This window comes from Jiulongibacter sp. NS-SX5, from assembly GCF_052828545.1.
The window spans coordinates 455,295-470,097 of sequence record NZ_CM128248.1; the positions used below are offsets into that span (position 1 = coordinate 455,295).

11 protein-coding genes are annotated in these 14,803 nt (G+C 37.4%); 3 read left to right on the forward strand and 8 right to left on the reverse strand.

The window, feature by feature from the left end; all coding sequences use genetic code 11:
• Positions 1-70 precede the first annotated feature (70 nt).
• Positions 71-640 (forward strand): YHS domain-containing (seleno)protein, encoded by a 570-nt coding sequence (locus ACUXV0_RS01920; RefSeq protein WP_446191369.1) that lies wholly within the window; start codon positions 71-73, stop codon positions 638-640.
• Between the two features lie 77 nt (positions 641-717).
• Here ACUXV0_RS01920 and ACUXV0_RS01925 read toward each other — a convergent pair whose 3' ends face one another.
• Positions 718-2,586 carry a M1 family metallopeptidase gene (locus ACUXV0_RS01925; RefSeq protein ID WP_446191370.1) on the reverse strand — a complete coding sequence of 623 codons (1,869 nt, stop codon included), beginning with the start codon at positions 2,584-2,586 and terminating at the stop codon, positions 718-720.
• 285 nt (positions 2,587-2,871) lie between these two features.
• Here ACUXV0_RS01925 and ACUXV0_RS01930 point away from each other — a divergent pair, with 285 nt between their 5' ends.
• Positions 2,872-3,618 carry a CPBP family intramembrane glutamic endopeptidase gene (locus ACUXV0_RS01930; protein WP_446191371.1) on the forward strand — a complete coding sequence of 249 codons (747 nt, stop codon included), beginning with the start codon at positions 2,872-2,874 and terminating at the stop codon, positions 3,616-3,618.
• A gap of 138 nt (positions 3,619-3,756) precedes the next feature.
• Here the strand turns inward: ACUXV0_RS01930 and ACUXV0_RS01935 are convergent, their stop codons facing one another.
• The 4 genes from ACUXV0_RS01935 to carB all read right to left on the reverse strand — a co-directional run bounded on the left by ACUXV0_RS01935 (position 3,757) and on the right by carB (position 10,409).
• On the reverse strand, positions 3,757-5,493 hold the full coding sequence (locus ACUXV0_RS01935) for a hypothetical protein (RefSeq protein WP_446191372.1): 1,737 nt from the start codon (positions 5,491-5,493) through the stop codon (positions 3,757-3,759).
• On the reverse strand, positions 5,475-6,791 hold the full coding sequence (locus tag ACUXV0_RS01940) for a hypothetical protein (RefSeq protein WP_446191373.1): 1,317 nt from the start codon (positions 6,789-6,791) through the stop codon (positions 5,475-5,477). Before ACUXV0_RS01940 ends, ACUXV0_RS01935 begins: the two co-directional genes overlap by 19 nt.
• Positions 6,792-6,980: 189 nt before the next feature.
• A complete protein-coding gene (locus ACUXV0_RS01945; RefSeq protein ID WP_446191374.1) occupies positions 6,981-7,370 on the reverse strand; it encodes a hypothetical protein in 390 nt (129 codons plus the stop codon).
• Between the two features lie 195 nt (positions 7,371-7,565).
• Complete coding sequence (gene carB, locus ACUXV0_RS01950) at positions 7,566-10,409, reverse strand: carbamoyl-phosphate synthase large subunit (RefSeq protein WP_446191375.1); 2,844 nt, start codon at positions 10,407-10,409, stop codon at positions 7,566-7,568.
• Between the two features lie 177 nt (positions 10,410-10,586).
• Between carB and ACUXV0_RS01955 the strand changes: the two genes are divergently transcribed.
• Positions 10,587-11,048: a hypothetical protein gene (locus ACUXV0_RS01955; RefSeq protein WP_446191376.1), complete on the forward strand. Its 462-nt coding sequence runs from the start codon at positions 10,587-10,589 to the stop codon at positions 11,046-11,048.
• Here the strand turns inward: ACUXV0_RS01955 and ACUXV0_RS01960 are convergent.
• The 3 genes from ACUXV0_RS01960 to ACUXV0_RS01970 are packed head-to-tail and all read right to left on the reverse strand — an operon-like array spanning position 11,034 to position 14,801.
• The gene (locus ACUXV0_RS01960) at positions 11,034-12,599 is read right to left on the reverse strand and encodes an NFACT RNA binding domain-containing protein (protein ID WP_446191377.1); all 1,566 of its coding nucleotides are present in this window, start codon (positions 12,597-12,599) and stop codon (positions 11,034-11,036) included. The genes ACUXV0_RS01955 and ACUXV0_RS01960 overlap by 15 nt on opposite strands.
• A complete protein-coding gene (locus ACUXV0_RS01965; protein WP_446191378.1) occupies positions 12,599-13,504 on the reverse strand; it encodes a Ppx/GppA phosphatase family protein in 906 nt (301 codons plus the stop codon). The genes ACUXV0_RS01960 and ACUXV0_RS01965 overlap by 1 nt, the downstream gene beginning before the upstream one ends.
• 1 nt (position 13,505) lies before the next feature.
• Positions 13,506-14,801, reverse strand: a complete 1,296-nt coding sequence (locus ACUXV0_RS01970) for an aminopeptidase P family protein (RefSeq protein WP_446191379.1) — start codon at positions 14,799-14,801, stop codon at positions 13,506-13,508.
• Positions 14,802-14,803 lie beyond the last annotated feature (2 nt).

The following is a 14,803-nucleotide window of genomic DNA, read 5'->3' on the forward strand; positions in this document are numbered from 1 at the left end:
TCAGTTGTCATTAAACTGACATTTTGCTTCGGGCTTTCTCACTTTATTGGGAACCAATAAACAATCAAAAATGAAAAAGTTAGCGTTTCTACTCATCGTTTTAGGCTTAACCTTCAATGGATTTGGGCAGAAATCAAAAATCTTTAAAACCAAGAATGGAGCCCTTGATGGCTATGATCCTGTGGCTTATTTTACTTCTAAAAAGGCCACCAAAGGAGGAGAAACATTCACAAGCTCGTATAACGGTGTGACTTGGAAATTCACTTCCAATGAGCATAAATCACTCTTTGAGGCGAATCCGGAACAATACCTACCTCAGTATGGTGGTTGGTGTGCATTCGGTTGGTCAAAAGGTTATGCTGCTAAAGTAGACCCAGAAGAATGGACTATTCTAAATGGGAAACTTTACCTCAATTATAATGAGGGTGTCCATAAGAAATGGTTAAAAGACAAAGAAAATATGATCAGAAAGGCAGATGTGAAATATGCAGAGGCTAAAGTAGACCCAGAAGAATGGACTATTCTAAATGGGAAACTTTACCTCAATTATAATGAGGGTGTCCATAAGAAATGGTTAAAAGACAAAGAAAATATGATCAGAAAGGCAGATGTGAAATATGCAGAGGCCCAGATGAAGTAAATATTAAGTTATTGTTCGAAACAAAAATAGATCGACTTTCATCGATCTATTTTTTATTTCACATGAATTAGAATTACCTATTTGCCACCTGAGTTTTTCTTGCCAAAAAACTTATGGGATGAAGGAAGCGGAAATTGGTTATTGAAACGATCTACATCTGCCATTCTATCAGATGGGTCTATTTCCACCGACTTCACTTTACCTTCTACTTTTAGTTCGTAATAGGGGTAAGGCCATGGCCAGTCTTCCATGACTACTCTTGTAGGCATGCCAGCCTCTTCATTTTTATGACCACGCATAATCTCTAAAGGAATGTAGTAGAGTTTTTGCTCACCGTTTTCATAGGTAACAACCACATCTAGTGGCATTGGGATTAAGCCTATTTTCTCAAGAGTAATCAAGGTAGAATCCTCAGAAACATCCATAGACCTTACAGCATAGTCAACGGTATTTGTGGTACCGATCCATTGTTCATTATACCAATCCAGCTCCAGGCCAGATCTTTTCTCCATTTCTCGTTTAAAGTCAGTTGGGTCAGGATGTTTGAAGGCCCATTTATTCCAGACATCAAGCATGGCTTTGTCAAATGCCTCCTGACCAATAATATAGCTCAATTGATGCAGATAGATAGCACCTTTTAGGTAAGTGGAAATGCTATACGTTCTGTTTTTATCGTAATGATCACCGTGAGTGGTCATTGGTTCCTGCAGGTTGGCGTCCACGAGCATGTTATAGGCCCTGTAAGCTCTTGAAAGAGGGTTTAACTTATGCTCATTAAAGAGTGAGTCCATCACCATGTATTGACAATAAGTGGTGAAACCCTCGTCCATCCATGGGTATTTTGATTCATTGAAAGCCAAAACTCCCTGATACCATGAGTGGATGGACTCATGCACTGTTACACTCACCAAACCTCTAAAACTACCCCCTCCGGTTATTAATGTTGCCATCGGGTATTCCATTCCACCATCACCGCCTTGAATGATTGAGTAATCATCGTAAGGATATTTACCATACTTTTCATTCATGATCTGGAAAGTCTTTACAGCATAGCTCTTTAGACTATCCCAGTTGGCAGCTATTTTATCATCTCTCTGATAAATAAAATGAAGGTTTGGAATGCCTTCCTCTTTCACAATCTCGTGAACATATTCAGGGTCCGCCGCCCAGGCAAAATCATGAACTTTATCAACTTTAAAGTTCCAGCTCAGCTTTTTGCTCTTTTTTCGTTTGACAGGCTTCGATTTATCTTCATATCCATGACCTATTTCATTTGGATTTTGGAGATAACCTGTGCTACCTACCAAATATGAAGAGTCAATATTGATGGTCACATCAAAACTTCCCCAAACTCCATGAAACTCACGACCCACATAAGGATCTGCGTGCCAGCCATCTTTGTCATATTCGGCTAGTTTTGGGTACCACTGTGTCATGGAGTAAGAAATGCCCTCTTTATTATCTCTACCCGTTCTTCGTATCTGCACAGGTACTTGAGAATCGAATTTCATGCTGAGCGTAGTTTTTTTGCCCGGTAATAAAGGTTTTGCAAGTTTAACCTCTAGAATAGTTCCGATGACTTCATAGGAGAGGGGAGCACCATCTTGCTTCAGTTCATTGATATGATGGTAACCAATTTCATTCTCTTTCAAATGAAAAATTCTATCCATAACTCGTGAATCCGGGTCAGCAATTGTTCTGGATCTGATATCCATCATACTCCCGGGCTGAAAGGCGTTATAGTACAAGTGATAGAACACTTTACTCAATGTGTCTTCTGAGTTATTGGTGTAAATAATTTCCTGATCACCAGAGAATTGGTGTTTTTCCACATCAAAGTCAATAGTCATGGTATAGTCAGCATTTTGCTGCCAATAGCCTTTTTGTGCCTTTAAACCAGTGAAGAAAACCGATAGAAGTAGAAGTAAAGAAAAACGTAAATGCATTCAGATTGTTGATTTTAAAACTCCAATTTACAACAGGATGCTACTAAAACCAGTAGTTATGACAGATAAACGACCATACTGACCAATTCTGAGACCAAAAAAATTGTTTTGAAGGTAATTTTAGAAAGAGTTCAAAAGGTTTTCAGTATTGGATCTATGAGTTCCTAATTTTGATCAAAATCAAATTATAAATAATGAAGTCATGGTTTTAGAAGGCAGTTCAAGAGCTTTGGAAGAAACTAGCGATAAAGTTTAACTTGTGGCACTTTTAAAAGCCATAACACAATGCCTCAAAACCATCTCAGACCTTTCTGGTCAAAACTCTTTCAATATGACTGGAGATTCGGTTCGTTTTTGATAGTACTAATCTGTATCCCGAGATTCTTTTTAGTGTTAAATGCGAATGAAACGGCAAACTATGGACCAATAGGTGCGATCATGTTTATTTCAGCATTAGCACCTTTTATCTTCTTGAGTAAGCAGGGTAGAACAGAAATAGGATTGAAAGTTTCAAATAAACCTATCGCTGTATTTTTAGCTCTTTTGGCAGGTTTAGGCTTTAGTTTAGTTCTTTTCAAAATTGGAGATATACTTTACTCAGGTACTTATCAGAATTGGTATCAGTACATTGGTAAATCTTATAATATTCCGAACGGAATAAGTGGGAATGAAAAAATGGTCTTATTTGCCGTTATGGCTGCTACGGGAATGATTTTCAGTCCAATAGGGGAAGAATTGTTTTTCAGAGGAATAGTTCACGAGAGTTTCGCTCAGTCTTTTGGGAGTAAAACGGCGTCGTTAATTGACGCATCGGCTTTTGCAATTACGCATATTGCCCATTTTGGATTGGTCTTTCTCGATGGCTCATGGAAGTTTTTTGCTATTCCCACAATCATTTGGGTATTGGCGATGTTTTTAGTCAGCTTACTTTTCTTCTATGCCAAACAAAAGTCGAATTCACTTCTGGGAGCTATCGCCGCTCACGCTGGCTTTAACCTGGGAATGATATATAGTATATTTTACCTATTGTAAGACTAGTACTGTAAACAAAGCAGTCGAGATGAACAAAATGAATATTTTTTTGCCAGTGTCTTAAATTCAGGAAGAGCAAGAGTATTGATGAAACAAAGGAAGGGTGGAGAATTAGTATGTTTAAAGCTTAAAGATGTATTATTTATCATCATATTGAATATTGATCCTATCAAACCATTCCCTCCATTCTTCAGGGTAAGGTTCATTTTTATAAAAACTCTGAGCCAGAGTAATTAAAAATTGGTAGCCTGCTTGAGCTGTTCTAAAAGTATAATTATCTCTAGTCGCATTTCTTCTAGAGTTAATTATCTCTCTTGAATCATATCCATTGAGTTGAATAATTTCAATAAAATTTTCCATTTCGAGGTTTTTCTTAAACATTAAAACTTCCAAATCTGGATATTTTTTAAAATTTGGTCTTACTACCTGCAAATCTATGCCATCGAGTAAATTATCTAAATCCTTGAGAGTGTAGTGCATGTCAAAAATTGCAAGATATTCTAGCAATATTGGAAGCATTAAGGATTGCTTGTCAGGGTAATTGTCAATTTTTGTTTGCTTATACTCTTTTTCAATCAATTTTGTCAAATCATGAGAAGAATAGATAAAGCCACCTTTAACTTGCTTGCGAATAAAAAATTGGTCAAAGATTTGAACCAATAATTCCATTAAGAATAATAAATCATCTTTGGAAATATCATCATCCCCTGTATTGTTATAGCTTAATAAAAAGAAACTGAAGATATGGTGAAGTGGGATTATTTGTCTATCGAAGACTATTTGATGAAAACCTTCCTTGTTGTTTTGAATTAATTTTTTGATCGAGTCTTTTTGTTTTCTTAAGTTCAAAGTGGCTTCATTATCGCCTAAAAATCCATTATTTAATTGATAGAAGTAAGTAAGAAAGTCCACGTAGTCGTAACTGCGTATTGAATAACCTATCTGTTCAAAAATGAACTCTTTACTATTAAATAAGCCTCTTGGAGAAGTAGCTACCTCAATAGTTTTACGGTAGTAGGCTGACAGAAATTTGAATTGATTTTCAAGGAGTCGATTAAACTGAGTCAAAAATTTTTTATTTTTTTCTTTTCTTTCCTCTAGAATTAGTGCCCAAGTATTAAGTATCAGGAAATCAATTACATGCTTCGCTGGATTTAAATCCTTCTCCTCTTCAGAATAATGCCAGGTCATTTGCATTATTAAGTTGACAGTTGAGAAAAAGTTCAAGAACTTTCTAGTATTCCTGTATTTTTTGTTTTTTCTGAACTGCTCTTTAAGGTTGTCATATAAATGGTAAAGTTCTCTAAAATCATATTCTGGTGTATCCAAGAAGACAAGCAGTCTTTTAAATAGCTTTTCGTTTTCTGGATTAGCGAATAAATAGGAGCTGAATAAATGTTCGGAAAATAACTGTGAAAGGATATGAATATCCCAATCCTCAAATTCTCCTTTTTTAAAAGTATTACAGATGAAACCTTCAAAGACTGGTTTGAATTTTTCATCTGTTATTCCATTATGTGCTAAAATATATTTCCTTGGTAATTCTTTTAAACCTTCTTTTCCAACAAAGTTTATCAATGCATCTTTACTTTCAATTAAAGATTCACGTATTCCATCTTCAGAGGCAAAGTTTTTGGAATTAATGTCTCTTTGATTGTAGCCTTTAACTTCAATTAACCAAAGAGTGTCAATTCCATTTGAGTCTTCTCCACGAGCAATTATATCTCGACCATACTGGGGTATTCCTTTAGTATCCTTTGCAGTACGAAGAATTTGATAATTCATGGACTCCAACAAAGGGATAATAATTTTGTCTAATTCTCTATCTTCTTTTAATGAAGAGAGGTATTCCCTAACTAAAACCTTGTCAACCATATCTTCCAGTTTTCCTTATCCCAATTTTGGTAAAAAAAAGTATACGATTTATAAGATTCTTTTTCTGGATTAATAAAAAGATCATTTGAAAATGTTGACGTTGTCTGAAAATGATTCAAATATCTAATTTCGGTTTCTCCTTCCATTCTCCATCCTCCACCTTTAAGCAGAACTTTTTTTTGAAAGAGGCCCATGATACCTGTACTACTTGATTTTTCGATCTCATCGCTAATGTTTTGCCTAAACAACCTGTTTGCTAATTCTGTATATTTCCAGTATTTCCAAGTTGAGTCAAACTCTTTTAATTTTCTTTTCTTTCTTTCAATACTCTGATGGTAATCTTGTTTCTCTTTTAGGTATTCAATAATTCCTTTTTTAAGATTATCGTCTATTGTGACCCGCTCAATGATCTCAATAAAATGAGAGTAATTTTGAAATTTATTGAGTAAAATGGTTGAAAAGGCTACTGCAACCGACTGATAATCTGTCTGGAATAGATAAATACCTGAGCAAAATACTTTTATTCTACTCTGAGAAAATGGTGTATGTAGGCTTATTAATAGCTTAAGTTGTTGGTTTTCACTTAGTTTTGAGATTTCGTCTTCTTCAAAAAGGACTTCAATGTTCTTGTCAATCAAACAATCAAGAAGTTTAAAGCCCAAATGCCTAAACATTCCGTAATCAGCAATCAGAAGTTCAAGAATTCTTGATATTATCCATTTCGGCTCTTCAAGAAAAAGATTTATTGAACGATCAATTACAGAGGTATCAAAAGGAAATGGGCTTTCTTCGGCATACATTTTTAAAAATAGAAGCAATTCCTCTTTAGATTTTATCAAATCTTGTATTAACCAATTCAATGGAATACTCCCGTTTTTATTTCGAATCACATAAGCTTTGGTAAATCCCTGATTTGAAATGACATTCCGAAGAATTTCTAAAACTTGTTTGAAATCATTAGTTTTTAAAGATATCACTGAATTAAAAAAAACTGAAACTATCCGTTCTTCTTGTATCGCAGTTAGTGTTTTAATTTCTTGAATTAGATCATTAAGGTCGGAATTTGCAGCTACCTCTGTCAGTTTTACAAATGTTCCTAATCTCCTTAATTTATTTTCAACTGAATCACTAAAATTCCTAATTATTTTCATGAATTTGAAAATATAGGTAGGGTCTTCTAACCTCCTGATTGTTTGAATTAGAAGGGGTTGTCTATTCTCTTCTTTTCCGAGTGATTCAATTATTTCTTCTGTCTTCGCCGGGTTAATAATTATTAAGCCCTCTAATATTGAAGCCAAGAACTCTTCCGAATATTCCTTATGAATGATTATATCGAGAAGGTTATCTGCTTTTTGAGAATTTCTTTTGATTTCAGGGAAAAGAAAGGAGAAAATGCCAATGTCATTCTCACTTTCTTTAAACCGTTGCAGTTGTTTTAATACGATATCATTGCTTAAGTCGGTTGAGAGACATTTGATTAGAAATACTCAATAAAACAAACTATCAAAGTGGCAAGAATCTAGCAACTTTTCCACTTCATTATTTGAAAGGCCAATTGGAGTTTTTAAAAGTAATTCTTCGAAAGCAAACTCTTCAATTCTTCTATGATATGTTACATCAAATCCCGGAAAGCAAACTTCAAAGAGATCAAAGAGTTCTTTTAAATCTATCCAGTTTTCAGGGGTGTTTCGACTTTTGGTAGCAGCAAAAGTTTTCCAAAAACTTGATTTGAAGGTTTCGTCTGGAACCACTCTAAATTGCTTTATTCCAGAGGAAGTCATGTAATGATGGAAATGTGAAATATCCATGTTTTGTAATTCAGGTTCTGAGAATTCAAACCTTCCATTACTAATTACAAACTCAATTGGATTCAGCATTTAGTATATATATTGGTATTAATAAAATTAAATAATATTTGACATCAATACCAATTCCAATTTCGTTGAGTTTTCTTCAAGAAAGCCTGAATTCCGATGATTCAATACACTGTGGGAAATCTAAGTTGTACAAAAAAAAGACGCAAGACCTTCCAGTCTTACGTCTTTTGTCTAAAGTCTTACGTCTCAAAAAAACTATCGACTCATATACATATTTCTTTCCTTATAAACTTTAAGGAAGTACTCATCTTTCAAATTATCAATGAAGTAGATGCCTTCACCTGTCGATTTCATCTCAGGTCCTAATTCCTTATTAACATTCGGGAACTTGTGGAAAGAGAATACCGGAATCTTGATGGCATAGCCTTTCTTCACAGGGTTGAAGTCAAAGTCTTTCACTTTTTTCTCACCCAGCATCACCTTAGTGGCATAGTTCACATAAGGCTCCTGATATGCTTTACAGATGAATGGTACCGTTCTGGAAGCTCTTGGATTCGCCTCGATAACGTAAACCTGCTCATCTTTGATCGCAAACTGGATATTGATCAATCCTTTAGTGTCTAATGCAATGGCAATTCTCTTGGTATAATCCTCAATCTGAGCCATTACTTTTTCACTAAGATCAAAGGCCGGTAATACGGCATAAGAGTCACCGGAGTGAATACCTGCCGGCTCAATATGCTCCATGATACCGATAATGTACGCATCTTCGCCATCACAAATCGCATCAGCCTCTGCTTCTACAGCACCTTCAAGGAAGTGATCCAGAAGAATATTATTATCAGGGATTTCGCTAAGGATTTTCACTACGTGTTGCTCCAGCTCGTCCTCATTGATCACAATCTTCATACTCTGACCACCTAATACATAAGACGGTCTAACCAGTAACGGGAAGCCTAGTTCTTTCGAAACTTCAACCGCTTTATCAGACGTACGAACTGTGGTAAACTTAGGATAAGGTATCCCTAACTCTACTAGTTTCTCAGAGAAACGTCCTCTATCTTCTGCCAAGTCAAGTGCCTCCCATGAGGTGCCAATAATATTGATGCCATATTTGGTTAGCTTTTCAGCCATCTTAAGAGCCGTTTGGCCACCAAGCTGTACGATTACCCCTTCAGGTTTTTCGTGCTGAATGATGTCATATACATGCTCCCAGAATACAGGCTCAAAGTATAATTTATCAGAGATATCCGGATCGGTAGAAACAGTCTCAGGGTTACAGTTAATCATGATGGTTTCGTAACCACATTCTTTAGCTGCCAGTACCCCGTGAACACATGAGTAATCAAACTCAATACCCTGACCAATTCTATTTGGACCAGAACCGATCACCAAAATCTTTTTCTTGTCAGAAACTATAGACTCGTTATCAGGGTTCTCCTGCTTCACATTGAAAGTGCTGTAGTAGTATGGGGTTTGTGCCTCAAACTCAGCTGCACAGGTATCCACACATTTGTACGCTCTTTTGATACCTAGTTCGTGTCTTCTGGCAGAGACTTCACTCTCCAGACGATGAACCAGGTGAGCTATCTGACGGTCTGCATAACCTTTTTGCTTGGCTTCAAGCATCAGGTCTGCAGGAATATCTTCTAACTTATATTTGATCAGCTGTTTCTCCAGCTGAATTAATTCTTCTACCTGATGCAGGAACCATTTGTCGATCTTTGTAAGATTCTGAATGGTATTAAAGGACAAGCCCGCCTTAAACGCATCGTAAATATGGAATAGACGATCCCATGACGGGTGCTCTAAACTTTCTTTCAAAGCCGCCTGATCTCTCAATTCTTTGCCGTCGGCACCAAGACCGTTACGACCAATTTCTAAAGACTGACATGCTTTTTGAAGAGCTTCCTGGAAGTTTCTTCCGATACCCATGGCTTCACCCACGGCTTTCATTTGAAGACCTAGCTTTTGATCGGCACCTTTGAACTTGGCAAAGTTCCATCTTGGCACCTTCACAATTACGTAGTCGATCGCTGGCTCAAACATCGCTGAAGTGCTTCCCGTGATTGGGTTGATCAATTCATCGAGGTTATAACCAATGGCCATTTTAGCCGCAATCTTGGCGATAGGGTACCCGGTAGCTTTAGAAGCCAACGCTGATGATCTACTCACCCTAGGATTAATTTCAATACCGATAATGGTATCGTCATCAGGACTAAGGGCAAATTGAACGTTACATCCACCGGCAAATTCACCGATACCGTTCATCATATTGATGGCCATGTCACGCATACGCTGATAAATGGTATCAGGTAAGGTCATGGCAGGTGCTACTGTGATAGAGTCACCGGTATGCACACCCATCGCATCGAAGTTCTCGATAGTACAGATGATAACAATATTACCGACGTTATCTCTCAATAGCTCAAGCTCGTACTCTTTCCAGCCTAGAATAGACTGCTCTATCAGTACTTCATGAACAGGTGAGGCGTGAAGACCAGCGTTTAGTGCTCTGTCAAAATCTTCAGGTGAGTTCACAAAACCTCCACCGTAGCCACCCATTGTAAATGAAGGGCGAATAACCAGTGGGAAGCCTATTTCCTGAGCAATTTCTTTTCCTTCGAGGAATGACTTGGCGGTACGTCCTTTACAAACGTTTACACCGATTTCATTCATCTTTAGTCTGAACTTCTCACGGTCTTCGGTAGTTTCAATGGCATCGACATCCACGCCGATCATTTTAGTATTGAACTTTTCGAAGATTCCGGCTTCGTCACACTCAATAGCAAGGTTAAGAGCTGTCTGACCACCCATGGTAGGAAGTACCGCATCGATAGGCTTTCCCATATCGGCGTGTGTTTGAAGAATTTCTTCAATGTACTTTTTCTCCAAAGGTTTCAGATAAACATAATCCGCATTTAACGGATCGGTCATGATAGTAGCGGGGTTTGAGTTAATCAGTGCTACTTCAATTCCTTCTTCTCTTAGTGATCTTGCGGCTTGAGAGCCAGAGTAGTCAAATTCACATGCTTGTCCGATAATAATCGGTCCCGAACCTATAATAAGGACGGACTTTAGATCTTTGTTTTTTGGCATTTCTTAGTGAAGAGGTTTCGATTTAATCATCGAAGATCAAAGGTAATACGAAAAGCTCTAAACTCTGTAAGATTGTTAGGATTTTGACTAAATACTTTTCAAGCGAAGATAATTTCAAGGGCTTTATTGGATTTTTCTGAGACAATGCTTTGATTTGTGTTAAACCTACTTACGTATATGCTTTCACTGAAAAAACTCACCTTCACTTGCCTTTTGGCAATGCTATCTTATGTCTCTTTTGGACAAAATGAAGTAGCAATTCTACCAGTTTATAATCCTTCTCATATTCAGTTAAAAGTTACCTCTAATGAAGAGTGTCTATCTACCAGAACTTACTTGACACCTGAAGATAATAAACTGAACATAACAGCTATTTCTTCTGATGAAGGAGAGCTTGTTTTGAAAGAATTTAAAGTTGATCTGGTACGAAGAGGTAGAAAAGTAAGTTCAATCAGAACCAAAGCACCTTTGGTAGATATTTCTTCTTTGCACAAGCAAGCATTAACCGGAGACGTCATAAGATTCACGGCAAATGAAGTTTACATCAAAACTCCGGAAGGGAAAGAAGAGTTGTACTCTATTGGGTCTGTGAATTTCTTATACACCTACAAGTCCAGCTCAGGATTAGTGGTGAACTAATTCTGTAGGGTCAATGGGGTCAACCAGAATGACCTCTTCTTTTTCTACAATCACCTGACCATCGGGAGATCCTTTTACTTTTCTGACAAATTTCTTTGGCGTTAATGCCACAGGAACCAAGCTATCTGTTCGGCGTTTAGAAAACCAGGCTGCAAGGCCGGCGGCCGTTTCCAAAACTTTGGTAGGTATATTTTTTCCTGCTTGATCTTTGATGATCACATGAGAGCCTGACACATCCTTAGCGTGAAGCCAGGTGTCATTTTTATGAGCATACTTTAATGTAAGCAGGTCGTTATTTTTGGCATTTTTCCCAACCCAAATTTTAAAACTATCCACCTCAAAGGTCTTAAAGAGATTTTCAGGGCTTTCTTTTTTTGCTTTTTCAGATTTGGGAGTTTCCGGCTTATACGTTTTGCGAAGTTCTTTTATGCTCTCTAAACTTTTGACTTGTTCAATTTCTTCTTCGAGTTCCAGAACTTCCATTTCTTTCTGAGAAATGTTCTTCTCTAATATCTCTATCTCGATTTTTTCCTTTTTGGCCTTTTTATAATAAAGCTCCGCGTTCTTTTGAGCAGAGAGATCTTTCTTGAGTTTTATATGGACAGGTTTGCCTGTTTGAAAGTCATTTAATTCAACAAATTTTTGTTGCGGAGCAATTTGATGGAGATTAGCCATCAAAAGATGCCCGATTTCAAGATTGCTCAATCCTGAGGATAAAGCATTCAATCTGGATTGACTTTTCAAAAGGTAACTTTTTCCTTGCTTCAGTCTTTTTTGAAGGTCTTTCAGGATAGATTTCTTTTCTTTCTCCAGCTGTCCTGTTTGTTGTTTTTTGACGTAAAAACGGTTGGAAGCCGTAAAAGGGTCTTCGTATTCATCAATAACCTTTTGGAAACGCAGGAGTGATAAATGAAGCTCATCATTAAATTCGATAAGATAGAATTTTGAAGTCTCCATCATATGGTTAATGGATTCCACCAGCTTCCAATTTGCTTCCTGGTTATCTACCTTATTGGCTTCATAATAGGCTTTCGGGATTTTACCCCAAGTCGGGAATAATTTATTTGGTGAGTTGTCGGCATTCTTGAAGTCTTCAAAAGTTTGAGATAACTGCTTACTAAAGTCAGCATATTTCAAATTGAAATCGTCTTTAAGATTATGGTTGAAGATTTCTTTGACATCATTACCTTCAAAATGTAGGACGTTTGACCTGTTTCCGTACATTTTAAGAACAAGGGATTTCCTATCATTCAGTTTGATTGAAATGGCTCTTTCATTTTGAAAAACAAGCACTTCTAAGACCTCGCGGTCCATCAATTCTTCAAAAAGGTCAACAGAATTGCGTTTAGCTCTATGGAATTCTTCTGAGAAATAAAGCCCACCAAAAGTCGATTTTACAGAGGTTTTGATGTAGAATTCATCATTTTGGTCGCCAAAACCAAGAACCAATTCATCTTTCTCCTGACTGAAACAGGCCAATAGCTTTTTGCCCACTAACTTTTCTCTTAGGGGTGTTTCAAGTCTTTTGAAAAAGTGATAATTGCAATGCATTAACTCGTGATCTGGAGTATGCCTTCTTTCATGGCATATTTAGAGATTTTGATTTCGCTAAGATTAAAGGTTTGGATCAGATACCTGATTAAACATGAGGCTACTACTATCATTTCTACGCGAAGCTCAATCATCCCAGGTATGGCCATTCGCTCCTCACGGTTCATAGTGATGAACTGCTCATATGCTTTTATGAAGGCCTCCATAGGATAATCAAAGCCTACTTGTTCTGCTGCTTCTTCCGCTCCTTGATCTTTGATGTAAATAGTATTTAAGGTGTCAAAGCTTCCCGAGGAACCGATCAGAACTTCAGGTTGATATTGATGACAGGCATTGGCCAGTGGCAAAAGCTTTTCTCTGAAATAATCATCCATCTTAGAAATAGCATGTGGAGCTATAGGGTCTGTTTGGAAGAACAATTCCATGAGTCGCTGGCCACCTATTTCAAAGCTTTGCTTCCAGAGTATTCCCGAAGCATTACAAATGATAAACTCTACGCTGCCCCCTCCAATATCAACGATAACTGAATTCTTCGTGATTTCTACGGCCTGTTTTATTCCTTCATAAATAAGTTCAGCTTCACGATCCCCTGAGATTACCTGAACAGTGATGTCCACTTCATTTTTGAAGGTATCCAGAACTTCCTTCTGATTAGAAGCACTTCTAAGTGCCGAAGTGCCAAAGGCAAAAATCTGTTCAGCTCTAATCTGATATTTATTGATCTCTTCCCTAAACTCTTTAAGTACGGCAACCCCACGAGCTATCCCTTCCTTGGTGATAATTCCTTGTTGAATTCCACCCATACCTAGCTTTGCTGCCTTAGAGGTCTTGAAGTGTACTTGATTGTCTTTATCAACAACCAATAAATGAAAAGTATTGGTGCCAAGATCTATTATTGCTCTCATATTAAGCTTGTTGTCTCATTAAATCCTCAATTTCTGTAATCTCTAATGGGATATCAGCACAAAGGTCAATATTGCCTTCTTCGGTTATGAGGATGTCATTTTCTAACCGAATTCCGATGCCTTCATCCTGGATATAAATACCGGGCTCGCAGGTGAAGACCATACCTGGCTCAAAGGTGGCGTATTTAGGGCCTACGTCATGTACATCTAAACCCAGATAGTGAGAAACACCATGAGGAAAATACTTTCTGTACAACGGGGAATTAGGGTCTTGCTCTGCAATTTGCTCTTTATTAAGCAAGCCAAGGTTTATCAACTCTTCCTCCATTTTTTGAGCTGTAGATTTTCTCAACTCTGTCATGGTATTGCCCTTAACAATTCTTTCTTTGGCAAAGTGAAAAACGTTTAACGCAGCTTGATAAACCTCCTTTTGTCTTGGGCTAAACGTACCATTCACTGGGAGACATCGAGTGATATCTGCATTATAATTGGCATACTCTGCACCAAAATCCATTAGTATCAAATCACCTTCCTTACATTCTTCATTATTGGTGATATAATGTAAGACACATGCGTTTTTTCCTGAAGCCATTATGGGTGGGAAAGCATGCCCTCTTGATCTGTTCATCAGGAATTCATGCGTAAGATGAGCCTCTAGTTCAAACTCCATCATTCCAGGTTTGAGCTTATCAGCCAGTCGCAAAAAACCTCTTTTGGTAACCTCTAATGCCTTTTTAAGTGATTCTATCTCCTCAGGTTCTTTTATAGCCCTGTGTTTTGTCAGAATAGGAGCTAGTCGCTTTACAGAGTGAAGAGGATATTTCTCTTGAATTTCCTTATTGAGTTGATCTGTCTTTGAGACAAAGGCTGTGTTTCTGCCATCGTGTTCATTGGCGTTGAAGTAAAATACTTCTACCTCAGAGCTGGCTCTCTCAAGGTAGGATTCAAATTGGTGAGACCATAACACTTTTTGAATACCACTGATATCTCGGGCTTGGTCTTTTGTGAGTTTTTCACCTTCCCAAACCTTTAAATGATCATTTGTTTCTCTTATGAAGAGTATTTCACGATTATCTTCAATGGGGTGATGAGGCTGAAGAATTAAATAAGTGTCTTCCTGGTCAATTCCCGTAAGGTAAAAGAGGTCTGAATTTTGTTTGAAATTCATATGACCATCTGCATTGGTTGGCAGTACTTCATTAGAGCACAGGATGGCCATTGCACCGCTTTCCAGCTCTTTGCTTATTTTACTTCTGTTTTTAACGAAAAGAGTATTTGGTATTTTTTGATATCTCATGA